Consider the following 23052-nt stretch of genomic DNA (forward strand, 5'->3'; position numbering starts at 1 on the left):
TTACGCCAGTACGCCGATTTCAAGCGCACGATCTAAAAACCGAAACAACAGCGTTAACTGGTCGCCGTGCTTCGCTTCAAATGCCACAGGATCAGCGTGCAACTCGTCGTGATGCGCTCTGCACAGCGGTATCACAAACAGGTCATGCGCTTTTGTACCCATTCCACCCTGCCCGTAGCCAATCAGGTGGTGGGGGTCGTCTGCCGGGTTATTACAGCAACTGCACTGCTGCGATTTCACCCAGCGGGTGTACTTCTCATTCTCCCAGCGGCGGCGCTTTGGCCTCAGCATGAAAGATTCCGGTGATTCAGGATCGACCTTCACCGAGACTATCTTCTTAACTTTCTCCTGGAGTATTTCAGTTGCCGGTAATGACGGAACAATATCGCTTTCCCGCATCAATGAGGTGTGCGATTCAGGCTTAATCCGGAGAGCCTGATTAGCTACTGATTCAGGAATCAGGTCAGCCAGATCGTTACGTACCATCCACCAGCAAAACTCCGGCAGCGTCAGGGTGTGGTCAGCGCTGAAACCCAGCATGATATTCACCCTTTCCAGCAGCCATTTTACCAGGTTCTGCATGGCAATTCCTGCCAGTCTTTCAGTAGTTTGTTCACGAAGTTGGTTATCGCATCCCCAGCACAGGCGAATGCTGCCGGGGGCGTGGCGTAGCAGAGTGAAGTCCTTTGAGTGCCATTCGTTGTGCGGCCACTGACATTCGAATTTACGTTCCAGCCAGGCATCAAGGCCACTCAGTCCACCAGCACGCTGAATAACTCTCTCATTCAGGAAAAGCTCCTGCACACTGACATCATCCGTCAGTGGTTGGTGCGCTTCAGGAATCAGTCCAGATGGCAGGTGCTTGATTGCTTCGGAAGGCGTTTCAATCACCACCCGGCCACGACGAAACAGCCACAGCAGTTCGTTACCTGGACGAAACAGCACCACCCCGGACAATGGCGCGACTTCAGGTGTAAGTATGGCTCTCACGCAATTTGCCCCTTAGCAATATGTTCAGCCCACAGGCCGCCAATCCAGCGCACGCCCTTTGCAGTAAAGCGGGACTGATTGAATGCGTAGTTAGTCTGGTTGGTGGTCCCTGTCTTAACCTCGAAGCGCCCTGCTTCGATGTGCTTGCTCTTTGGTGTAAGAACACGGTTTAACCGGTACATGATGCCGTTCTCAATGAGGAACATCGCGAACTCTGGTTCTTTGGCGTTAAGGAGCTTGGCAACCTGCCGGAACGTCATTGAGCCAGTGGCTTTGACATAACGATCAACAAATTCAGCCTTAGGCGCTGCTATGGCCAGTTCTTCACTCAGGCGTTGCTTCTGTTCTGCAAGGTCGGCAGCGAGGCGAAGTGCTTCAGGTAGTGTTTGCGGTACCACCATCCCGGCCCCGCTCTCCAGTTCCTGCCAGCGGTCAACCAGACGGGCGGTAAACTCCGGGCACAGCTGCGCGACGATCACATAGCTGTCTCGCTTGTTAACTTCGTAGTAGTGGTAAACCTGCTGGTTCTGAGGGTGGGTGTACTGCAATGCAGCATACCCCCCAATTACGCCAGAATTCATGAGGCGCTCGATGGTTACACAGACGTTGCTGTGTCGTGAGTCGACCAGCTTAGCAATTTCACGGCTGGACATCGTTATTTGCTGTCCCATCGTGGCGGCGTGGTGAGTCGGACACATTACGGTGATATTCATCTGATTCATGCTCTTCTCCACTTATCAGGCGGCTGCACCCGCCAGAGGTTCATGTTTCTTGATCGATATCTCTACTCGTCCACCGGGTACTTTCGGCCCCCACTCCACCAGCATTCTCTGCACCTGGCTGTCATCCTCCCAGATGCCAGCGTGAGTAAGCGCGTCAAACAGAGCCTTGTTGTAGTTGTCGATGTCGCGGCGCCGTTCGTCAGGTGGGTATAACATAATCTCGACTGCAGCCGGTGCTGTTGAAGGTTTTGGAAGGAAGCGAAGCTGCTCGACGATAGCCACACAGGCAGCGCTTTGATATGCCCTGCCTTTGGCGCTGATAAGATGGCGGCCTTTTAACGGCCCCTTATTCGGGGCTCGCCAGTAAGTGTTTACGCTCGGCGGGAACGGGAGCACCAGTTTCATAAAGTCACTCCCTGTTTTTTCAGCCATTCCACCGCATTATCTCTGGCCATGTCTCCACCGGATAACAGGCCTTTAATGATCGCTACCGGATCAGCATCCAATTCTGTTTTGACGACGGTAATGCCCCTGGCAGCGCCAGGAGCAATGGAGATGTAACCCTTTTTCTTAAGCGCCTTCACGTGCTCAGCAGCAGCGTTCTGCGATGAGCAACCAATCATTTCAGCAAGCTCTATCAACGTTGGTGGGAAGCCAAGCTTTTCAATGTGAACCTTGATAGCTTCATACACTTCACTTTGACGCGGCGTTAATTCGATCATGACTCGACTCCATAACGCCCGTTCAGGCGTCCGATTACGCTATTGAACATCACCAGACTTACGCCCATCGGTTTCACCTTCTCGTGGTACTCCTTCAGGATCGGAGGTACAACGACGTTCCAGCTTGGCTTCGGCTTTTTCTTCAGGGCTTTCTTAATGGCATCGGAGCATTGACGAGCAACGTCACGAACCGCGTTCTCCTGCTCGGTTGATAGCTTCTTCATGCTGCATGCTCCCGGTTATCTGCCACCGGAACAGCAACGCCGGAAATCAATTCAACTGCAGCTGACTCAGCCTGATTACCCCAATGGTCCCAGCCAGGCGCACCACAGCGGCTGAACAGTTCGATTCGCGGAACGTCACCGTAAAGCTTTTCCAGGCGGAAACGGGCCTCTGCTGGTTTCTGGCTATGCTCGCCGAGTGGGCTGTAGATAACCTGTTTGATGCTGGCGCTCTGGCGTTCCAGTCCATTCCCCCTGGTGGCGATCAGCATGTCTTCGGTGTTGGCTCGGGTGTAGTTCCCGCCGTTCATTCGAGTCTGCGCGTTCAGCAGGTCGAGGAAGTCGTAAAAGTCCTCAACTCCACCAGCCTGAAGCGCTTTGTTGATGTGCTGCTCTGCCAGCGGGTTGAACTTCACCCAGGTAAAGCCCTTCATCGTGCGGACCTTAAAGCCCCATGCTTCAGCCAGTTCAATCGCTTCGCGGGTATGTGTGCCGGTGAACCACATAGCCAGAACTGCATCATCTGCAGCCAGGTCCCAAACAGGCAGACGCTTCATGTCGATCAGCTTCATCGTGTCGTAGTGGTCTTCTGCTGCACCGTTGCTGGCTTTGTTGTCATAGAGCCAGGCTGGATCAGCGTAAATTAGAGAGTATTTCATCAGATATTCCTCCCCTGACCTGCCAGACACCATGCGTCAGTAGGCGTTTTTATTTTCGGTACCATGCTCAGGCAGCGCTGGCGCTCAATCAGGATCTTCATTCGCTGCTCTTCGTCTTTTGAGCGGTTGAATGCTTCCATCAGAACCGTAGCCGCACGCTGGAAGAGCCCCTTCTCAAACAGGCCTTGAGCTTTTTCCATCATCGCGGTTACTGCCGGGTTCAGTGCGGCATCCTGTTCTGATGCTGATGGTGCGTCAGCTCGGTTAATTTTCAGTGCAGAACGCCCTTCGCTCACATCCCCACCCGGCGCTTTAGCAAAATACTGGTAGCACTTGCCGTTGTGCTGGCGGGTAGCGCGATTCAGTTTGACCAGGTGGCATACCCCGCGCTGAACAGCATGAACGTCGTACTGTGGCATTGATGCCGCAATCTCTTTGTTCGTTAAGCCAGGGTTAGCGGCGATGAAAATCTGAATGTCTTTCAAGAGGCTCATGAGTTAGCTCCTCTGAATCCTGCCGGGACTTTGCTGTAGTCAGTGTTCTGGAAACTGGAGCGGAATACCCCATCCTCTCGGGCCCACTCTCCGTTTACGCGAGGAGGTCGCCCAGCTTTGGCCCAACTATTCGCTGACTTCAGGTAGCCAGGGAACTTGGACGGCTGGAAAAGCGTCTGTGGTCGAAGGTAGGCCGCCATCGTCAGGTCTTCGCTCCACTTGGCGTTGCAGTAGTCCACCACCAGCGACAATTCTTCAACGGTGTAGCCCTCCCCGATTCGGGCACGAATATTTTGCAGCGAGGTTGTTGAAACCTGATAACGCGAACTGGTCACCTGGTTCAGATGGGTTAAAACCTGTTTAGCCTGATCGGTGATCAACACATCACCGTCTGGTTGCGGCGCAACCGGACAAATAGGGTTTTTAATATCTGTAGTATTCTCTGTTGTATTCTCTGTAAGAACATCAGTGCAATTTGACCTGATGAGAGCGGTTCGTTTTGAACCGATGGAGCGTTCCACTTTGACCTCTTCCATCGGCTCATTTTGACCTGATGGAAGAGTGCATTTTGAACTCTTCGATTTGGTCACTTTGACCTCATCTAAAAGCTCGCTTTCGTAGTTGATCGTGTAGTAGTTCGTCATGTCGCGCTGAGACTTGTTCAGCTGCTCAACTTTGAGCACGCCGAGCTGCTTCAGACGGGTGAATGTGCGCTTCAGCGTAGACTCAGACCAGAACGGGAACTGCTCCAGCCACTGCTCGTTGGTGTTGTAAATCCAGCGCACGCCGTCACGCTCCAGTCCGGAGGTGGTTTCTTTAAGCCAGTAGTTAACCTGCTGCAACGCAATCGCCTCGTTCAGGCCAATGCTGTAAGCAAGGTCAGGGTTTATCACTATCGGCCGGGATGGCATCAACAGGCTCATGGTCGTCCTTTAACTCTGTAAATTTACGCTGGAATTGCTCAAGAGGGCTGAAGCACTCATGATCGTACCCTTCGCGAAGGTATATAACGCGTCGAGTCTGTGGCTCCCATCTGATGACACGGACCGGGACGCCGTAGTGGTCTTTGAATCGCCGGTTAACTTCAGCCATTCCTCACGCTCCTTCTCGTTCATCTGAGCAAAAGCCTCTACCATCGCGTTCTCAGGCTGGTAGTTGTTCGCACCAGCCTGGTCGTTTAATCTCTCCACATAGCCGAACGGGGAATCTTTTCCCACCAGCGGAAGGCATCTGAATTGCTTCGCTGGTCTCAATCGGTTTAAACTGTTCATGCGTTAGTTTCTCCACTGAATACGACACGCCAAGACGCCCGGAGCTGCACACTCGCGGGCGTCACTTTTTTTGGCTTTTCTTACGGCTAAACAGCGCAACAATCGCGCGGATTTCTTCTTCACGCGCAGCCAAATGACGGCGGTGATACTCGTTAATTTCTTCAGCTTCATGCGGTTCAATTACTCCGTCTTCCAGGGCTTTATGAATTACGGTATCGACTCGTCCGCGCGCTGCTGATGTACGCAGTGCGCGATCAAACAAGTCGACACGGTCCAGGTCTTCCAGATGAGGAACATCCACCAGCAGTGCTCCGCGGCGACGAGCGAAGTAATCCGCCAGAAGTGAGGTATTCGAAATGTCCTCCATCGCCTCTAGCTCGTTGGCTTCGAAAAACCGGCAGCCGTTTTTCTCGTACAGGTTGTTATTGAACTGCGTTACGGACATGCCAAGAGCACCAGCCATAGCCTCACGGCCTCCTGGGTACGCTTTGCACATCGCTTTAACTACTTCTTTCAGGCTTGGCTCTACCATGCTGGTTTTCCTTTTGTAGTTACTTTCAAGCAGCTGAATCTGTAACCTTTTGGTAAAGGCTTGCATCGTACTTAAGCTTCCCGTTCGTAATTCGCTCGATGACGAACGCTTGCTTTTGAGGGATAACCTCACCCCATCGGCAAACTGCCGGGTGGGAAATCCCAAGAACACACGCGGTTTTTGATACGCCGCCGAAGTGTTCAATGACTTCTGATTTACGCATGGTTCCTCCTAATTAACTCACGCCAAAGGTAACAAAAGGTACATTAAATAGCAAACAACAGTTACAAGGAATCAATGTAACATTGGTTACATGAAAACAGAGATGAAAGACCGAATAAGATCCCGTCGAGTCCAACTCGACATAACACAGCAGACCCTAGCTAAACGCTTAGGAGTCAGCCGTGTTTCCGTAACTAAATGGGAGAGCGGTACGACCAAACCTGATGGTGAAAACCTCCACCAACTGGCAATGGCGTTGCAGACAACTCCAGAATGGATTCTTTACGGTCAGGGTGAGGAAACACAGGACGATACCAAAGTTATTCCGTTCCTTAAGCCACCAACGGCAGTCCCTATTATCTCCGCCGTTCAGGCTGGTATGTGGACTGATACTTATGCATGCTCAAGGCTTACTGATGTGATTTCATGGACGCAAACCACTGCAAACGTTTCTGATGAAGTATTCGGATTGGTAGTTCGTGGGGAGTCAATGACCAACCCTCATGGTCTGCCATCGATTCCTGAAGGGTCGATCGTTATTGTTGAGCCTCATTATGGCCAACTGGATGACCTTTACGGAAAAATTGTAGTAGCAATACTTGACGGTTCAGCTGAAGCGACCGTTAAAAAGCTGGTATGGGATAGTCCCTTCTCATACTTGATGCCACTTAACCCTGCATTCAAACCTATCCAGATAGACGGTAACTGCCGAATTGTTGGAAAAGTGGTTCAGATAACCCAGAACATCTAAGTTATTCATTTCCAATGCCAGATCATCTTCTGGCATTTTTTTACTCCCAGAGGTAACAAAAAGTACATTTCTAGCTTGACCACCAAAGTAACCAAAGTTACATTTAGATCGCGCAAAGGGTACTCAAAGTTACATTAGCAGATGTGGTAGTTAGCATTACGGCATATGACACATGCGCCGAAACAAACAAAAAAGCGCCCATTAATTGGACGCTTCGCTCTTTAAAAATCTGGATATCCCTTAACACCAAAACTACTGCCGTGCTTTCGGCCTTGGCGTGGGCATTGGCCGAGGTGGGACGTGACTATCAGGCCTTGGCCCCTCATGAATCGTGCTGTGTGCTTTCATGTTAGCCCTTATTATTTTCCAGGCCGGGGCGGCATTGGCTTTGGTGGAACATGAAACGGCTCAATTGGTTTGCTCATGTGTGCGATCCTTGAGTTTATTATTTTTTAGGCTGAGGTTTCACTGGCTGTGCAGGTGGCTTTTTCGGTGGCATGTGGTCATTTGCAAATTTGCTCATCTGTTTTTTCCTCGAAGTCTTTCTTTCGCGGCAAGTCACCGGCTAACAATGACATGCACTTCTGAAAGATAGTTAGGTTGTAAGTGGCGGGAAGACTGAAATAAAGGCAGGCTTTTAGATATGCCGCGTTCTCCAATGATCGCCACGGGTTGCTGTCTGTGTCCTGGGCTTTAATGAAGCGGTCGGTTAGCTCTGCGTCTGATAACGATGGTGACTCAGCCAGTAGCCTTTTGTATTGTTTCATTTGCTCTTTAGAAGACCCAGCTTCTTGTCCGAAATGATAAACAAGCTGTAGAACAGAAAGGACCGATACAAATACCCCAAAAACGAAATAGTTGTTAAATGAAGAAAACACCGAGAAGCCTACGACAATAAGCACCAAAGTGATGAGCTTATCTATTCTCGTAAGCAGGGTGTAATTCATTCTTTCCAGAGTATATGAATAATAAATAGCAAAATTACAATCGTCCCTACTCATTTATCACCTCACTTATCAACTTAATCCCCTGGCTTCGGGGGTGGTTTAGGCGCTTGCCGGGGTGGCATGTGCCTTTCCTCGTAATCATCCGGCTTACTCATTTCAAGATCCTTTGTGTTGTTAGGGATATCCAGATTAACCGAATCCTTGTTGTTGGGGAATAGCAGGATCCACTGAGCCTGATGTGGTGAAAAGACAGGCAGCAGTTGCAGTACGGTATATGGCGCATGTGCCGCAGCGGTCCGGGGATTCTTAGGCAGTATCCCGATCCAGCGGGTAGCCGGAATGTGCAAGCCAAGCGAGTACGACAGCCAGAGACGTTTCACCCGCGTGGCTGGTGTGATAACACGGAAAATACGAGGATAGCTTAAGCGTCCAAAAGGACGCTACGTGCTTAAAACTACTCTGAGGTAGTTAAGGGGGACACCTTATTTACAGCATAATTACCGAAAGCAAACAGGAAGACGAACATACATCCCGCGGTAATAAGGAATGCTTTAAACGTTTTCCAAAAGTCGTCAGCTTTTGTCAATGGGTCATCTAACATTGTCAGAGCATCAAATAGGAGAGCGCAAAAGGTACCGATAACTATGTATAACAGAATTAAGAAAACAGCAGCCACTCTTGGACGTGGTGTAGGTTCTGAAAAAGAAATCAATACCCTATTGGTTCGTTTGAAGGAGAGTATCAATATGACTAAACAGACGAATGCCCAGCCGAATAACGCAATCATTGTATCAAGGCTAAAATTACTTAATGTCAATTTACCTAACAATCCAGCATATAGGATAACGCCAAGCACTGAACAAATAGAACTGAGCATAAGGCCACGTATGCCTTCATAGTATTGTTCATTTCCTTCAAAAGGAACTTCTAGCCTTTTCTTAAACATTGCATTGACCCTTCCTTCACCTTAAAAATTAGAGAGAACAAAAATATAATCGGAAATGAAGGCAAAATCTTTAATTATATTTTTGATTTTTCGCGCTGTGCAGAGCGCATATATCACGGAGATACTAACCATGAAAAACACTCAGATCGTCGCCAAGTTACAACCACACATGACCAGAGAGCAGCTTATTGACGCAGCTCGCAAGGCCGCCCCTCTCCTTCCTCCCGCTTACGGTTGGATGGTTAACGAACTGGCTACGCGCCTTGATGTTACAAGTGTGGCGCTCTGTGAAGCGTTGGCACAGCGTAAGGAATTTGCTGAGCAGAACGCTACGCTGCGTGGGGATGTTGCCAACTGGGCCAAAGAGTGCGATCACATTGAAGAGCGCCACACAAAAACGCCTACTAATATGCACCTGCTGGAAGCTCAGCGAGAACTGCATGAGTTGGCTCCTATCGTCATTTCCCTGAATAAAGAGGTTGCTCTCTAATGGCTAACTCATTCAAGCAAATGACCAAGGCCGGTGTAATTAAGCGCACCGATACCGGGATGTTCATCGCTCTTTCCGATATCCACGTTCGTGAAGGTTTCAACAAGCGTGAAGACGATGAACGCACCCGCCAGGCTGATGATGACCTGTTCAACTATCTGATGAGCGGCGGTTCTGTTCCACCGCTTGAAGTTATCGCCCGTGATGAAGGCGGTGTGTGGGTGGTTGAAGGTCACCGTCGCCGTCGTTGCTACGCGCGCTGTGCTGACGCTGGTAAGCCAGTAGACCGCATCCACATCATGCCGTTCAACGGTAACGATGTGCAGCGCCTGGCTCGCATCATGACCAGTAACAACCAGTTGCCGCTCTCCGATATGGAACAGGCTGCAGTCATTCAGGAGCTGCACAACGCCTTCAATCAGACCACCAGCGAGATCGCAAAACTGGTTAACAAGTCAGTGGCCACCGTAGAGAAGTTGCTTCTCCTTAGCATGGCTAACCATGACGTTCAGCAGGAAGTTAAATGCGGAGCAGTGTCGGTCGATGTAGCAGTTGATCGCGTTATGGAGTATGGCGAACTGGCCGGAAAAGTTCTTCAGCATGATAAGGCTGTAGCAGCTGCCCAGGGCAAAACGAAAGTTACCCGCAGTTCTATCGCGCCGGAACTCAGCGTAAAAAACGCGCGCCGTTTCGTTGAGCTTATGGCCCAGGCAAAAATCAGTGATGAGGGTGTATTCATTCTTGAAGGCGCTGCTCTGGCCGAAGCACTGTCAATTATGGATGAGCATAAAGCTATTGCAGAAGCACGTGAAACATACCGTCTTTCACAGCCAGTCCCAGAAACAGAGGTAATAGGAAAAACCCTTTACGTCAGACTGGAAGGTATTGAGGTCGGTACCGCAAAAATCTATCGCGGCAAAAACGTCATCCTAAACGGGATCGTCACCAGTCAATCTAAGGCTGTGGCTCACTTTGTAAAAAAACACAAAACACAACAGGATGCACAATGAAAATTTTCGCATTTTCGGTAATTATCAATATCATTATAAACAAGCAGGAATCCCAAATTACCTAAGCTACCCATCTAATACGTAGTTTAAGGCTTAGCGAGGATTCAAGACTAATTTTAGATAAGGGAGGTATTCTACTACAACAATACAAACGGCTTCCTGCGTCATCTTAGCTTGATGATGAGGTAGTAGACCAGACGCAGTTGAAGTGTTTATAATTTATTCGAATCGGGATTGTACACTTAGGCCTCAACGCCCCCCAATTTACAAGAAAACAATTTTTTAAATTAACTCAAAACGTATGACTAGAGGTTAAAATGGATAAGGCATCAATCATATCTAAAACAATATCAGTAACAGTGTTAACTATCACTCTGGTTGCAGGTTCACAAGTCGTACTTCTCAAAAATAACATTGATAAGTCTTTTTCTTTGAACATTGGAAATTCTCGATCATCGACAGAACTTCTTGAGAGTAAATACAAAGAGCAAATTAAACAAATAAATGACTATAGAAACGAAACAATTCAGCTTACAAATATGATTGAAGGGTTAAAGAACACATCTACCCTTTCATCCGAAAATATAAGAATCGAAACATTAGAAGCTAAATTCAATACACTTCAAGAAAAAATAAATAGCCTTGAAAACATACTTAACAACTCACCTGAAAAAGCAATGGCATTACCTTTAATGCGAAAAGATATAGACTCTTTAGAAAAAACCATTAAAGCTTCAAGTGAATATTCGGATAAGCAACTTGAAAGGTTCATAAATTTATTCTACTGGATATGCGGAACGTTAGCGTTAGGAATAGTTGGTTTATGTGTTGGTCTTTTTATAAACGCTAAAAAGAGTTAATCAAATATACAGCCGGGTGCAGCCGGTTAAGTGGAGGAACTTATGTCCCGCATGATTTCATTAATCGACTGGGCACAAGAAGAGTTTGGAGCACAAGCGCCAAGTGAACGCGTATTGAAAAAATACGCTAAGGGCCGAATGATGGTCCCACCTGCCGTTAAGGTCGGGCGCAACTGGATGGTAGACCGTGAGGCACGTTACGTTGGGGTTATTGCCGAACCTGTTGTTCCTGCAAATTCTAACCCCAGATTAAAACGGATCATTGCTGATGGCTGCTAGACCACGCTCACACAAAATTTCCATTCCAAATCTCTATTGCAAGCTGGATAAGAGAACAGGAAAAGTTTACTGGCAGTACAAACACCCGGCTACTGGGCGCTTTCATAGTCTTGGAACAGATGAGGCAGAAGCAAAACAGGTAGCTAACGAGGCTAACACCATTATTGCAGAACAAAGAACTCGTCAGATTCTTAGCGTTAATGAACGTCTGTCCAGGATGAAAGGGAAAAGAACAGATATAACTGTTACAGAATGGATTGATAAATATATTGTAATTCAAGAAGAACGCCTAAGGAATAACGAATTACGACCAAACTCTTTTCGTCAGAAAAATAAACCGCTTCGACTGTTCAGAGAACATTGTGGCATGCGATATCTGAAAGATATCGAGACCATTGATATAGCTGAAATCACTGATGCAATTAAGAATGATGGTTTTAGTCGCATGGCGCAGGTCGTGCGAATTGTATTGGTTGACGTGTTTAAAGAAGCTCAGCATGCCGGATATGTCCCTCCTGGATATAATCCGGCGATGGCAACAAAGCAACCTCGACATAAAGTTACAAGACAGCGACTGTCATTAGAAGAATGGAAGTCAATTTATGAAGCGGCTGAAACTATGCAGCCCTATCTACAGTGTGGGATGTTACTAGCGCTGGTAACCGGACAACGACTCGGTGATATCTGTAGAATGAAGTTTTCTGATATTTGGGACGACATGCTGCATATCGAACAGGAAAAGACTGGTTCAAGGTTAGCCATCCCTCTTGATCTTAAATGCGATGCATTAGGGTTGACGCTTCGTGATGTGGTTTCAAAATGCCGGGATGCAGTGATAAGCAAATACCTTGTTCACTTTCGCCACTCGACTTCTCAGGCAACCAGAGGAGACAGCGTTTCATCGAGTAGCCTTACGACATCTTTTAAAAAAGCCCGTAATAAATGCGGCATCGAATGGGAAAAGGGAACTGCACCTACATTTCATGAACAACGTTCGCTTTCAGAAAGATTGTATGAGGCTCAGGGGGTTGATACGCAAAAATTACTCGGCCACAAATCACCTCAGCAGACGGCTAAATACCATGATGACAGGGGGAAAGAATGGACTGTCATAGCCGTTTGAAAAGGATATTTTATAGCCAGTTTTGGGGAGGGGTTTTGGGGAAAGTTTTGGGGAAGAAATTCGTTAACTAATAAAAAACGGGAACCATCAGGCTCCCGTTCTTGTTTAACCCAGAAACTGGATTACATGTTCGCGATAATCGCGTCGCCAAACTCTGAACATTTCAGCAGCTTAGCGCCTTCCATCAGACGTTCGAAATCGTAAGTTACGGTTTTCGCGTTGATCGCGCCTTCCATACCTTTAACGATCAGGTCTGCGGCTTCGAACCATTCCATATGACGCAGCATCATCTCTGCGGACAGGATGATAGAGCCTGGGTTCACTTTGTCCTGACCTGCGTATTTTGGTGCAGTACCGTGGGTCGCTTCGAACAGGGCGCACTCGTCACCGATGTTCGCGCCAGGGGCGATACCGATACCGCCAACCTGTGCAGCCAGGGCGTCAGAGATGTAGTCACCGTTCAGGTTCATACAGGCGATTACGTCGTATTCCGCAGGACGCAGCAGGATCTGCTGCAGGAACGCATCGGCGATCACATCTTTAATGATGATCTCTTTGCCGGTGTTCGGGTTCTTGATCTTCTGCCATGGGCCGCCGTCGATCAGCTCACCGCCGAACTCTTCTTTCGCCAACTGGTAGCCCCAGTCTTTGAACGCGCCTTCGGTGAACTTCATGATGTTGCCTTTGTGAACCAGGGTCACAGAGTCACGGTCGTTGGTGATCGCATATTCGATGGCCGCGCGCACCAGACGCTTGGTCCCTTCTTCGGAGCACGGCTTAATGCCAATACCGCAATGCTCAGGGAAGCGAATTTTCTTCACGCCCATCTCTTCGCGCAGGAATTTAATCACTTTTTCTGCGTCAGCAGAGTCCGCTTTCCATTCGATACCCGCGTAGATGTCTTCTGAGTTTTCGCGGAAGATAACCATGTCGGTCAGTTCCGGGTGCTTCACCGGGCTTGGGGTGCCCTGATAGTAACGAACCGGACGCAGACACACGTACAGGTCCAGCTCCTGACGCAGAGCCACGTTCAGGGAACGGATACCGCCGCCGACTGGGGTGGTCAGGGGGCCTTTAATAGCAACGCGGTAGTCGCGGATCAGGTCCAGCGTTTCTGCTGGCAGCCAGACGTCCTGGCCATAAACTTGCGTCGATTTCTCACCGGTGTAAATTTCCATCCAGGAAATTTTACGCTCGCCTTTGTAGGCTTTCTCAACAGCGGCATCAACCACTTTCAGCATTGCCGGGGTAACGTCTACACCGATACCGTCACCTTCGATGAACGGAATAATCGGATTGTGAGGAACGTTAATCTTGCCGTTTTGCAGGGTGATCTTTTTACCTTCCGCCGGAACAACTACTTTGCTTTCCATTAACCTCTCCTTCGAGCGCTTCTGGTTGTTACTGATCTTATGTTAATAAATTGTAATGAGCCCTTCGATAGTACCTGATTGTCCGACGCCATGAAAGGTCTTCGTTATTAGGCTATAATGCGGCAATTGATAACGCCTGAAAATACCATGAAGAAAACTTCTTTTACAAAACACCGGGTTGAGCGATTCAGCTCGCGACAAGCCGCCAGACGACCGCAAAAAACCCAACCAAAGCGGGTGATTCTGTTCAATAAACCCTACGATGTTTTGCCGCAGTTCACCGACGAAGCCGGACGTAGCACGCTAAAGGACTACATCCCTGTTCAGGGAGTCTACGCTGCCGGGCGTCTGGACCGGGATAGCGAAGGCCTGCTGGTCTTGACCAACGACGGCGCGCTGCAGGCGAAGCTCACGCAGCCGGGAAAACGCACCGGCAAAATTTACTTCGTCCAGGTCGAAGGCGAGCCGGACGAAGAAACGCTGGATAAATTGCGCAAAGGCATCACGCTGAACGACGGTCCCACCCTGCCGGCAGGTATTGAACGCGTGAATGAACCGGAGTGGCTGTGGCCGCGCAATCCGCCGATCCGCGAACGCAAATCCATTCCGACCAGCTGGCTCAAAATCACCCTTTATGAAGGCCGCAACCGTCAGGTTCGACGGATGACCGCGCACGTCGGCTTCCCTACCCTGCGTCTGATTCGCTACGCTATGGGTAACTACACCCTGGAAACGCTGGCAAACGGTGAATGGCGAGACGTTACCTTTTAAGGAGTCACTATGTTTAAACCTCATGTCACGGTTGCCTGCGTGGTCCACGCCCGGGGTAAATTCCTGGTTGTCGAAGAGAGCATTAACGGCAAAGCGCTGTGGAACCAGCCAGCCGGACACCTTGAAGCCAATGAGACCCTTCTTCAGGCCGCAAAACGCGAGCTGTGGGAAGAGACAGGCATTCACGCTGAACCCCAGCACTTCATCCGTATGCACCAGTGGATTGCACCCGATAGCACCCCCTTTCTGCGTTTTTTATTTGCCGTTGAGCTTAGCGAAACGTGCGCCACTGAGCCGCAGGATGACGATATCGACCGCTGTCTGTGGGTCACCGCCGACGAGATCCTGAACGCGCGAAACCTGCGCTCGCCGCTGGTTGCGGAAAGCATTCGCTGCTGGCAGTCAGGCGCACGCCTGCCGCTGGATGTCATCGGCGCTTTTAACTGGCCGTTTACAGAGGGTGCCAATGGTGGGGGGGCGTGATAGAATACGCCGCCTTGAAGTTCAATGTCGTGAGTATTCCATGTCAGATAAAAGCCAGAAAAAAGTGATCGTCGGCATGTCCGGCGGTGTCGATTCCTCCGTTTCCGCCTACCTGTTACAGCAACAGGGCTATAAGGTGGAGGGCCTGTTCATGAAGAACTGGGAGGAAGATGATGGCGAGGAATACTGCACTGCCGCAGCGGATCTCGCCGATGCGCAGGCCGTGTGCGATAAGCTCGGCATTGAACTGCACACCGTTAACTTTGCCGCAGAATACTGGGACAACGTGTTTGAACTGTTCCTCGAAGAGTACAAAGCGGGCCGCACGCCGAACCCGGATATTCTGTGCAATAAAGAGATCAAATTTAAAGCCTTCCTGGAATTCGCCGCGGAAGATCTGGGCGCAGACTACATTGCGACCGGTCACTACGTGCGTCGCGCAGATGTGAATGGCAAAAGCCAGCTGCTGCGCGGTCTGGACGGCAACAAAGATCAAAGCTACTTCCTCTATACGCTGAGCCACGAGCAAATCGCCCAGAGCCTGTTCCCCGTCGGCGAGCTGGAAAAGCCGCAGGTGCGTAAAATCGCCGAAGAGCTGGACCTGATCACCGCGAAGAAAAAAGACTCTACCGGCATCTGTTTCATCGGCGAGCGCAAATTCCGCGATTTCCTCGGACGTTACCTGCCCGCACAGCCGGGTAAAATTGTCACCGTCGACGGGGAAGAGATTGGCCAGCATCAGGGGCTGATGTACCACACCTTAGGCCAGCGTAAAGGCCTGGGTATCGGCGGGACGAAAGAAGGTAGCGAAGATCCGTGGTACGTGGTCGACAAAGATGTCGAAAACAATATTCTGGTTGTTGCTCAGGGTCACGACCATCCGCGTCTGATGTCCGTTGGCCTGATCGCGCAACAGCTGCACTGGGTCGATCGTGAGCCGCTAAAAGGCACGCTGCGCTGCACGGTGAAAACACGCTACCGTCAGACCGATATTCCTTGCACCGTTACCGCGCTCGATGACGATCGCATTGACGTGCGCTTCGACGAGCCGGTCGCCGCCGTCACCCCAGGCCAGTCTGCTGTCTTCTACAGCGGCGAAATCTGCCTGGGCGGCGGGATCATTGAACAGCGCCTGCCGCTGCCCGCTGTTTAACAGCGATTGCACACATAAAGGAGACCGTGTGGCGAAGAACTACTATGACATCACCCTGGCGCTGGCGGGAATTTGCCAGTCAGCCCGTCTGGTGCAACAGCTGGCGCATCAGGGTCATTGCGACGCTGACGCCCTGCACGTTTCACTCAACAGCGTTATCGACCTCAACCCCGGTTCAACCCTGGGCGTGTTCGGTGGCAGTGAAACCAATCTTCGTCTCGGTCTTGAAACCCTGCTTGGCGTGCTTAACGCCAGCAGCCGTCAGGGGTTAAACGCAGAGCTGACCCGCTACACGTTGAGCCTGATGGTGCTGGAGCGTAAGCTGAGCGCAGCAAAAGGCGCGCTTAATACCCTGGGCGATCGCATTGCCGGGCTACAGCGTCAGCTCGATCATTTTGACCTGCAGTCCGACACGCTGCTGAGCGCCATGGCCGGCATTTATGTTGACGTCATCAGCCCGCTGGGACCGCGTATACAGGTCACCGGCTCCCCTGCCGTGCTGCAAAGTCCGCAGGTACAGGCAAAAGTGCGCGCGTCCCTGCTGGCTGGGATCCGCGCTGCCGTGCTGTGGCACCAGGTTGGCGGTGGCCGCCTGCAGCTAATGTTTTCTCGTAATCGCCTGACCACTCAGGCAAAACAAATTCTTGCTCATTGTTAACCTCCCGGAGTTGCGAATTATGGAATTATCCTCACTGACCGCCGTATCCCCTGTCGATGGACGCTACGGCGAAAAAGTCAGCGCGCTGCGCGGGATCTTCAGCGAATATGGTTTGCTGAAGTTCCGTGTTCAGGTTGAAGTACGCTGGCTGCAAAAGCTGGCCGCCCAGGCAGCAATCAAGGAAGTTCCTGCTTTTGATGAAAAGGCAAACGATTACCTTGATAAAATCGTTGCCGACTTCAATGAAGAAGATGCCGCGCGCATTAAAACCATTGAGCGCACCACCAACCACGACGTGAAGGCGGTCGAGTACTTCCTGAAGGAGAAAGTGGAAAGCGTTCCTGCGCTGCACGCCGTGTCTGAGTTCATCCACTTCGCCTGTACGTCTGAAGACATCAACAACCTGTCGCACGCCCTGATGCTCTCTACCGCGCGCAAAGAGGTGGTGCTGCCTTACTGGCGTAAAATCATCGATGCGGTGAAAGCGCTGTCCGTGGAATACCGCGACATTCCGCTGCTCTCCCGTACCCACGGCCAGCCAGCCACCCCATCCACGATGGGTAAAGAGATGGCGAACGTCGCGTACCGTATGGAGCGCCAGTATCGTCAGCTGGAACAGGTTGAAATTCTGGGCAAAATCAACGGTGCGGTCGGTAACTATAACGCCCACATCGCCGCGTACCCGGAAGTGGACTGGCACCAGTTCAGCGAAGAGTTCGTGACCTCTCTGGGCATTCAGTGGAACCCGTACACTACCCAGATTGAGCCGCACGACTATATCGCCGAGCTGTTTGACTGCATCGCGCGCTTCAACACCATCCTGATCGACTTTGATCGTGACGTGTGGGGCTACATCGCCCTGAACCACTTCAAACAGAAAACCATCGCGGGTGAAATCGGCTCTTCCACCATGCCGCACAAAGTGAACCCGATCGACTTCGAAAACTCCGAAGGCAACCTGGGTCTGGCGAATGCCGTGCTGCAGCATATGGCAAGCAAACTGCCGGTATCCCGCTGGCAGCGCGACCTGACCGACTCCACCGTGCTGCGTAACCTGGGCGTGGGCATCGGCTACGCGCTGATTGCGTACCAGTCCACCCTGAAAGGCGTGAGCAAGCTGGAAGTGAACCGCGATCGTCTGCTGGACGAACTGGATCACAACTGGGAAGTGCTGGCGGAGCCGATTCAGACCGTGATGCGTCGTTATGGCATCGAAAAACCGTACGAAAAACTGAAAGAGCTGACCCGCGGCAAACGCGTTGACGCTGAAGGTATGAAGCAGTTTATCGACGGCCTGGCGCTGCCGGAAGAAGAGAAAACCCGCCTGAAGGCGATGACTCCGGCGAACTACATTGGCCGTGCCATCACCATGGTTGACGAGCTGAAGTAATCTCCTCCCCCTTTCCGCCCGGAAAGGGGGTTGCTTTTCCCCGGTTTACTCAATGTTTATCCCCACACCAACATAATCAGCGTTAAACTATTCATACTATTTATTCTGGGAGAAAAGATGATGCGCGTACTGGTTGTTGAGGATAACGCATTGCTACGTCATCACCTGAAGGTTCAGCTTCAGGAGATGGGACATCAGGTGGACGATGCTGAAGATGCAAAAGAAGCCGATTATTATCTCAATGAACACCTGCCGGATATCGCCATTGTCGATTTAGGGTTGCCTGATGAAGACGGTCTGTCGTTGATTCGTCGCTGGCGCAGCCACGATGTTTCTCTGCCGGTTCTGGTGCTGACCGCCCGTGAAGGCTGGCAGGATAAGGTCGAAGTGCTGAGCGCGGGTGCAGATGATTACGTCACCAAGCCGTTCCATATTGAAGAGGTAGCAGCCCGCATGCAGGCGCTGCTTCGTCGCAACAGCGGGCTGGCGTCTCAGGTTATCTCCATCCCGCCTTTCCAGGTCGATCTCTCCCGCCGGGAATTATCCATCAATGATGAAGTGATCAAGCTCACCGCCTTCGAATACACCATCATGGAGACGCTGATCCGCAACAACGGCAAGGTCGTGAGCAAAGACTCCTTAATGCTCCAGCTCTATCCTGATGCTGAACTGCGCGAGAGCCATACCATTGACGTACTGATGGGACGTTTACGTAAGAAAATTCAGGCGCAATATCCACAGGATGTGATTACCACCGTCCGTGGCCAGGGCTACCTGTTCGAATTACGCTAAATGAGACGGATCTTGCGCCATATTTTGCCCCTCTCGCTGCGGGTGCGCTTTTTACTGGCAACGGCAGCCGTCGTGCTGGTGCTGTCGCTCTCCTACGGCATGGTCGCCCTGGTGGGCTACAGCGTCAGCTTTGATAAAACCACCTTTCGCCTGCTGCGTGGCGAAAGCAATCTGTTTTATACCCTGGCGAAGTGGGAAGACAATAAAATCACCGTCGAAATGCCGGAAAACCTCAATCAGCAGAGCCCCACGCTGGCCCTGATTTATGACGAAAAGGGGAAGCTACTGTGGGCGCAGCGGGACATCCCGTGGCTGGTCAAAAGCATTCGTCCGGACTGGCTTAAAACCAACGGGTTTCACGAAATCGAAGCCGATCTCAACACCACCAGCTCGCTGATCCGTGAAGATCGCTCCCTGCAGCAAAAGCTGAACGAGATCCGCGCCGACGATGCCGAAACGGAGATGACCCACTCCGTCGCAATTAACCTCTATCCGGCGACGCTAAACATGCCGCAGTTGACCATCGTGGTGATCGACACCATTCCGGTCGAGCTGAAGCGTTCTTATATGGTCTGGAGCTGGTTCATCTATGTTCTGGCGGCAAATCTGCTGCTGGTGATCCCGCTGCTGTGGGTGGCGGCATGGTGGAGCTTGCGCCCCATTGAATCACTGGCGAAAGAGGTTCGCGAGCTGGAAGAACATCATCGCGAAAAGCTTAATCCGGAAACCACCCGCGAGCTCACCAGCCTGGTGCGAAACCTCAACCGCCTGCTGAAAAGTGAGCGCGAACGCTATGATAAATACCGCACGACACTTACCGACCTGACCCACAGCCTGAAAACCCCACTCGCGGTCATGCAAAGCACCCTGCGTTCCATGCGCAGCTCGAAGCTGAGCGTTGACGATGCCGAGCCGGTGATGCTGGAGCAGATCAGCCGTATTTCCCAGCAAATTGGCTATTACCTCCACCGCGCCAGCATGCGTTCCGGCAGCGCCCTGCTGAGCCGCGAGCTGCATCCGGTCGCCCCGCTTCTGGATAACCTCACGTCTGCCCTCAACAAGGTGTATCAGCGTAAAGGGGTGAACATCAGCCTTGATATCTCGCCAGAGATAAGCTTTGTGGGTGAAAAAAATGATTTCATGGAAGTGATGGGTAACCTGCTGGATAACGCCTGCAAATACTGTCTGGAGTTCGTGGAAGTGTCGGCGCGGCAGACGGATAACGAACTGCATATCATCGTTGAGGATGATGGCCCGGGGATCCCGCGCAATAAACGTGATGTGGTGTTCGATCGGGGTCAACGCGCCGATACGCTACGTCCTGGCCAGGGCGTTGGATTAGCCGTCGCGCGTGAGATTGTCGATCAGTACGACGGGAAAATCGAAACCAGTGAAAGTTTGCTGGGCGGCGCGCGAATGGAGGTCATTTTTGGTCGCCAGCAGCCCACATCGAACGATAGTTAACCCGTTATGTGAAAAATGCGAGGATCTCGCAGCCGGGGGGCTGAGCTTCCGTTATAATCCGAGTCAGTAAGAGCCTGCGGAATAAAAAAATATGGATTATCACTTAACGCTTAACTGGCCCGAGTTTATTGAACGTTACTGGCAAAAACGCCCGGTCGTTCTGAAACGCGGGTTCAGCAATTTTGTCGACCCCATCTCGCCTGACGAGCTGGCTGGTCTGGCCATGGAAAACGAAGTCGACAGCCGTCTGGTCAGCCACCAGGACGGGAAATGGCAGGTTAGCCACGGTCCTTTCGAAAGCTACGATCACCTCGGTGAAAACAACTGGTCGCTGCTGGTGCAGGCGGTCAACCACTGGCACGAGCCAACGGCCGCCTTAATGCGTCCGTTCCGCGCCCTGCCCGACTGGCGCATGGACGATCTGATGATCTCCTTCTCCGTTCCTGGCGGTGGCGTCGGTCCGCATCTGGACCAGTACGACGTGTTTATTATTCAGGGTACGGGCCGCCGCCGCTGGCGCGTGGGCGAAAAAGTCCCCATGAAGCAGCACTGCCCGCATCCGGACCTGCTTCAGGTTGACCCGTTTGACGGGATTATCGACGAAGAGCTGGAGCCGGGTGACATTCTCTACATTCCACCGGGATTCCCTCACGAAGGTTACTCCCTGGAGAATTCCCTCAACTACTCCGTCGGGTTCCGCGCGCCAAGCGGCCGCGAGATGATCAGCGGATTTGCCGACTATGTTCTGCAGCGCGAGCTGGGCAGCTATCGTTACAGCGACCCGGATGTGCCTGCACGCGAGCATCCGGCCGATATCCTGCCCGCAGAGCTGGATAAGCTGCGCGGCATGATGCTGGATCTGATTAACGAGCCGGAGCACTTCAAACAGTGGTTTGGCGAGTTTATCAGCCAGTCCCGCCACGAGCTGGACGTTGCACCACCGGAGCCGCCTTATCAAGCTGACGAGATTTATGATGCGCTTCAGCAGGGCGACAAGCTGACGCGTCTGGGCGGACTACGCGTGCTGCGTATTGGTGAGGACGTGTTCGTCAACGGCGAGAAGCTGGACTCTCCACACCGTCCGGCGCTGGAAGCGATTGCCAGCCATCTGGTGCTGACTGCCGATACCTTTGGCGATGCGCTGGAAGACCCGTCCTTCCTCGCGATGCTGGCCGCACTGGTCAACAGCGGGTACTGGTTCTTTGAGGACTGAGTCGTGATATTTGCCGGGTGGCGGCTTCGCCTTACCCGGCCTACATTCGGATCGTAGGCCCGGTAAGCGTAGCGCCACCGGGCGTTTTTTTAGCGTTTAGCGGTCAACTCCGCAATCCGCACAATCACCTGCACCGCCTTTTCCATCCCTTCGAGCGTCACAAACTCATGCTTGCCGTGATAGTTATAGCCACCGGTAAACAGGTTCGGGCACGGCAGCCCCATAAACGACAGCTGAGAACCGTCGGTGCCGCCGCGAATCGGCTTCAGCTGCGGTTCAATATCGCAGTCGCGCATCGCCTGCTGGGCGATATCGAGAATATGCGGATGCGCCATCACCTTCTCGCGCATATTGTAATAGCTGTCTTCGATGATGAGCTCGATATAGCAGTCAGGATGCAGGCCCTTGCCCACCTTCTTGGCGATCTCCATCATCTTACGCTTGCGCGCCTCAAAGGCTTTACGGTCGAAATCGCGGATGATGTAGTGCATCTGCGCGCTGTCCACGGTGCCTTTGATGCTGGTCAGGTGATAGAACCCTTCATACCCTTCGGTCTGTTCGGGGCTCTCTTCCGCCGGGACTTCCGCATGAATTCGCGACGCCAGCGACAGCGCGTTCACCATGACGCCTTTCGCCGAACCGGGGTGAACGTTGTTACCGACAATTTTGATCGTCACTGAGGCAGCGTTGAAGTTTTCATACTCCAGCTCACCGACGCCGCCACCGTCAACGGTATAGGCCCACTGCGCGTTAAAGGCGTCCACGTCGAAGTGCTTCGCGCCCTTGCCGACCTCTTCATCCGGCGTAAAGGCCACGCGGATATCGCCGTGCGGGATATCTTTGCCCTTCAGCACCGCCAGCGCCGTCATGATTTCTGCGATCCCCGCTTTATCATCCGCCCCCAAGAGCGTTTTTCCGTCGGTGGTGATCAGCGTCTGGCCCAGGAGCTGGTGCAGCACCGGGAACATGACGGGCGAGAGCACTTCATCGCCTATGCCCAGCGCAATGTCGCCGCCGCGGTAGTTTTCAACAATCTGCGGGTTCACATGTTTACCGCTAAAATCTGGAGAGGTGTCGACATGGGAGATAAAGCCAATCGCCGGAATGTCACCCGGGACATTCGCCGGCAGCGTTCCCATCACAGTGCCTTTCTCGCTTAACGTGACGTTGACCAGCCCCATGGCGTCAAGCTGCTCTTTAAGCAGGTTTAATAACTTCCACTGGCCTTCGGTGCTCGGCACCTGGCGAACACCCGGTTTAGATTGGGTATCCAGCGAAACGTACTGTAAAAAACGCTCAAGTAATTTATCCATGCAGTCACCCTCACTTTTTGTGACAACATTATCAATAAGCATCAAAACGCAAATATTGCGTCAGGTCACTTTTATCCCGCAAACGAGAATATTTTCCGTTTATATCGTTATGCGTTAATAAATGTAGCTTATGAATCAGTGACAAGGATTGGCGATTGCAGGGGATTGCCGTAGAATGTCCGCCCTCATTACGAGTCACCAAG

29 protein-coding genes are annotated in these 23052 nt (G+C 51.6%); 14 read left to right on the plus strand and 15 right to left on the minus strand.

The features are described from left to right. The 11 genes from ACMGGE_RS08125 to ACMGGE_RS08175 all read right to left on the minus strand — a co-directional run bounded on the left by ACMGGE_RS08125 (position 1) and on the right by ACMGGE_RS08175 (position 5834). The gene (locus ACMGGE_RS08125; RefSeq protein ID WP_420293636.1) at positions 1–990 is read right to left on the minus strand and encodes a DUF968 domain-containing protein; all 990 of its coding nucleotides are present in this window, start codon (positions 988–990) and stop codon (positions 1–3) included. Further along, entirely contained in the window at positions 987–1703 is a 717-nt protein-coding gene (locus tag ACMGGE_RS08130) for a phage antirepressor KilAC domain-containing protein (protein ID WP_420294182.1), read from the minus strand. Before ACMGGE_RS08130 ends, ACMGGE_RS08125 begins: the two co-directional genes overlap by 4 nt. 24 nt (positions 1704–1727) lie before the next feature. Further along, positions 1728–2117: a RusA family crossover junction endodeoxyribonuclease gene (locus tag ACMGGE_RS08135; RefSeq protein WP_023338483.1), complete on the minus strand. Its 390-nt coding sequence runs from the start codon at positions 2115–2117 to the stop codon at positions 1728–1730. Next, complete coding sequence (locus ACMGGE_RS08140; RefSeq protein ID WP_248189578.1) at positions 2114–2434, minus strand: LexA family transcriptional regulator; 321 nt, start codon at positions 2432–2434, stop codon at positions 2114–2116. The genes ACMGGE_RS08135 and ACMGGE_RS08140 overlap by 4 nt, the downstream gene beginning before the upstream one ends. Continuing rightward, positions 2431–2658 (minus strand): hypothetical protein, encoded by a 228-nt coding sequence (locus ACMGGE_RS08145; RefSeq protein ID WP_023293907.1) that lies wholly within the window; start codon positions 2656–2658, stop codon positions 2431–2433. The genes ACMGGE_RS08140 and ACMGGE_RS08145 overlap by 4 nt, the downstream gene beginning before the upstream one ends. Further along, a complete protein-coding gene (locus ACMGGE_RS08150; RefSeq protein WP_420293637.1) occupies positions 2655–3314 on the minus strand; it encodes an MT-A70 family methyltransferase in 660 nt (219 codons plus the stop codon). The genes ACMGGE_RS08145 and ACMGGE_RS08150 overlap by 4 nt, the downstream gene beginning before the upstream one ends. Beyond that, the gene (locus tag ACMGGE_RS08155) at positions 3314–3808 is read right to left on the minus strand and encodes a hypothetical protein (protein WP_420293638.1); all 495 of its coding nucleotides are present in this window, start codon (positions 3806–3808) and stop codon (positions 3314–3316) included. Before ACMGGE_RS08155 ends, ACMGGE_RS08150 begins: the two co-directional genes overlap by 1 nt. Beyond that, a complete protein-coding gene (locus ACMGGE_RS08160) occupies positions 3805–4731 on the minus strand; it encodes a conserved phage C-terminal domain-containing protein (protein WP_214599851.1) in 927 nt (308 codons plus the stop codon). The genes ACMGGE_RS08155 and ACMGGE_RS08160 overlap by 4 nt, the downstream gene beginning before the upstream one ends. Then, complete coding sequence (locus tag ACMGGE_RS08165) at positions 4688–4900, minus strand: DUF4222 domain-containing protein (protein WP_071993458.1); 213 nt, start codon at positions 4898–4900, stop codon at positions 4688–4690. The genes ACMGGE_RS08160 and ACMGGE_RS08165 overlap by 44 nt, the downstream gene beginning before the upstream one ends. Before the next feature lie 240 nt (positions 4901–5140). Beyond that, on the minus strand, positions 5141–5611 hold the full coding sequence (locus ACMGGE_RS08170) for a YmfL family putative regulatory protein (RefSeq protein WP_325849097.1): 471 nt from the start codon (positions 5609–5611) through the stop codon (positions 5141–5143). A gap of 25 nt (positions 5612–5636) precedes the next feature. Further along, positions 5637–5834, minus strand: coding sequence for a Cro/CI family transcriptional regulator (locus ACMGGE_RS08175; RefSeq protein ID WP_325849098.1), 198 nt, complete (start codon positions 5832–5834; stop codon positions 5637–5639). Positions 5835–5924: 90 nt separating this feature from the next. On the opposite strand from ACMGGE_RS08175, the gene ACMGGE_RS08180 reads away from it, so the two are divergent. Beyond that, positions 5925–6584 carry a LexA family protein gene (locus ACMGGE_RS08180; RefSeq protein ID WP_325849099.1) on the plus strand — a complete coding sequence of 220 codons (660 nt, stop codon included), beginning with the start codon at positions 5925–5927 and terminating at the stop codon, positions 6582–6584. 503 nt (positions 6585–7087) lie between these two features. On the opposite strand, the gene ACMGGE_RS08185 is transcribed toward ACMGGE_RS08180, so the two are convergent. Both ACMGGE_RS08185 and ACMGGE_RS08190 read right to left on the minus strand, forming a co-directional pair. Then, entirely contained in the window at positions 7088–7531 is a 444-nt protein-coding gene (locus tag ACMGGE_RS08185; protein ID WP_325849100.1) for a hypothetical protein, read from the minus strand. A 454-nt stretch (positions 7532–7985) separates the two neighbouring features. After that, positions 7986–8477, minus strand: a complete 492-nt coding sequence (locus ACMGGE_RS08190) for a hypothetical protein (protein WP_420293639.1) — start codon at positions 8475–8477, stop codon at positions 7986–7988. 130 nt (positions 8478–8607) lie between these two features. Here ACMGGE_RS08190 and ACMGGE_RS08195 point away from each other — a divergent pair, with 130 nt between their 5' ends. The 5 genes from ACMGGE_RS08195 to ACMGGE_RS08215 all read left to right on the plus strand — a co-directional run bounded on the left by ACMGGE_RS08195 (position 8608) and on the right by ACMGGE_RS08215 (position 12239). Further along, the gene (locus tag ACMGGE_RS08195; protein WP_420293640.1) at positions 8608–8967 is read left to right on the plus strand and encodes a hypothetical protein; all 360 of its coding nucleotides are present in this window, start codon (positions 8608–8610) and stop codon (positions 8965–8967) included. Next, positions 8967–9977 (plus strand): chromosome partitioning protein ParB, encoded by a 1011-nt coding sequence (locus ACMGGE_RS08200; protein WP_420293641.1) that lies wholly within the window; start codon positions 8967–8969, stop codon positions 9975–9977. Before ACMGGE_RS08195 ends, ACMGGE_RS08200 begins: the two co-directional genes overlap by 1 nt. A 317-nt stretch (positions 9978–10294) precedes the next feature. Then, positions 10295–10837: a hypothetical protein gene (locus ACMGGE_RS08205; RefSeq protein WP_420293642.1), complete on the plus strand. Its 543-nt coding sequence runs from the start codon at positions 10295–10297 to the stop codon at positions 10835–10837. 42 nt (positions 10838–10879) lie between these two features. Next, a complete protein-coding gene (locus ACMGGE_RS08210) occupies positions 10880–11116 on the plus strand; it encodes an excisionase (RefSeq protein ID WP_325849105.1) in 237 nt (78 codons plus the stop codon). Beyond that, positions 11106–12239, plus strand: a complete 1134-nt coding sequence (locus ACMGGE_RS08215) for a phage integrase Arm DNA-binding domain-containing protein (protein WP_420293643.1) — start codon at positions 11106–11108, stop codon at positions 12237–12239. The genes ACMGGE_RS08210 and ACMGGE_RS08215 overlap by 11 nt, the downstream gene beginning before the upstream one ends. A 122-nt stretch (positions 12240–12361) precedes the next feature. Here the strand turns inward: ACMGGE_RS08215 and icd are convergent, their stop codons facing one another. Continuing rightward, on the minus strand, positions 12362–13612 hold the full coding sequence (icd, locus tag ACMGGE_RS08220) for an NADP-dependent isocitrate dehydrogenase (protein WP_008500752.1): 1251 nt from the start codon (positions 13610–13612) through the stop codon (positions 12362–12364). Positions 13613–13729: 117 nt separating this feature from the next. Here icd and rluE point away from each other — a divergent pair, with 117 nt between their 5' ends. The 8 genes from rluE (at position 13730) to ACMGGE_RS08260 (ending at position 21536) form a co-directional block, all read left to right on the plus strand. Next, complete coding sequence (rluE, locus tag ACMGGE_RS08225) at positions 13730–14383, plus strand: 23S rRNA pseudouridine(2457) synthase RluE (RefSeq protein ID WP_420293644.1); 654 nt, start codon at positions 13730–13732, stop codon at positions 14381–14383. Positions 14384–14392: 9 nt separating this feature from the next. Next, a complete protein-coding gene (locus ACMGGE_RS08230) occupies positions 14393–14866 on the plus strand; it encodes an NUDIX hydrolase (protein WP_032674552.1) in 474 nt (157 codons plus the stop codon). 40 nt (positions 14867–14906) lie between these two features. After that, a complete protein-coding gene (gene mnmA, locus ACMGGE_RS08235; RefSeq protein ID WP_063621394.1) occupies positions 14907–16019 on the plus strand; it encodes a tRNA 2-thiouridine(34) synthase MnmA in 1113 nt (370 codons plus the stop codon). A gap of 28 nt (positions 16020–16047) precedes the next feature. Beyond that, a complete protein-coding gene (hflD, locus tag ACMGGE_RS08240; protein ID WP_008500756.1) occupies positions 16048–16677 on the plus strand; it encodes a high frequency lysogenization protein HflD in 630 nt (209 codons plus the stop codon). A gap of 19 nt (positions 16678–16696) precedes the next feature. After that, on the plus strand, positions 16697–18067 hold the full coding sequence (purB, locus tag ACMGGE_RS08245) for an adenylosuccinate lyase (protein ID WP_420293645.1): 1371 nt from the start codon (positions 16697–16699) through the stop codon (positions 18065–18067). Between the two features lie 120 nt (positions 18068–18187). Next, positions 18188–18859: a two-component system response regulator PhoP gene (gene phoP, locus ACMGGE_RS08250; RefSeq protein WP_024908594.1), complete on the plus strand. Its 672-nt coding sequence runs from the start codon at positions 18188–18190 to the stop codon at positions 18857–18859. Continuing rightward, a complete protein-coding gene (gene phoQ / locus ACMGGE_RS08255; protein ID WP_045417076.1) occupies positions 18860–20323 on the plus strand; it encodes a two-component system sensor histidine kinase PhoQ in 1464 nt (487 codons plus the stop codon). It begins immediately after the preceding gene. A gap of 91 nt (positions 20324–20414) precedes the next feature. After that, positions 20415–21536: a cupin domain-containing protein gene (locus tag ACMGGE_RS08260; protein WP_021241031.1), complete on the plus strand. Its 1122-nt coding sequence runs from the start codon at positions 20415–20417 to the stop codon at positions 21534–21536. Positions 21537–21625: 89 nt separating this feature from the next. Here ACMGGE_RS08260 and pepT read toward each other — a convergent pair whose 3' ends face one another. After that, positions 21626–22849 (minus strand): peptidase T, encoded by a 1224-nt coding sequence (gene pepT, locus ACMGGE_RS08265; protein WP_044596805.1) that lies wholly within the window; start codon positions 22847–22849, stop codon positions 21626–21628. Positions 22850–23052 lie beyond the last annotated feature (203 nt).

The organism is Enterobacter sp. BNK-22, from assembly GCF_048684805.1.
Lineage (GTDB): Bacteria > Pseudomonadota > Gammaproteobacteria > Enterobacterales > Enterobacteriaceae > Enterobacter > Enterobacter quasiroggenkampii.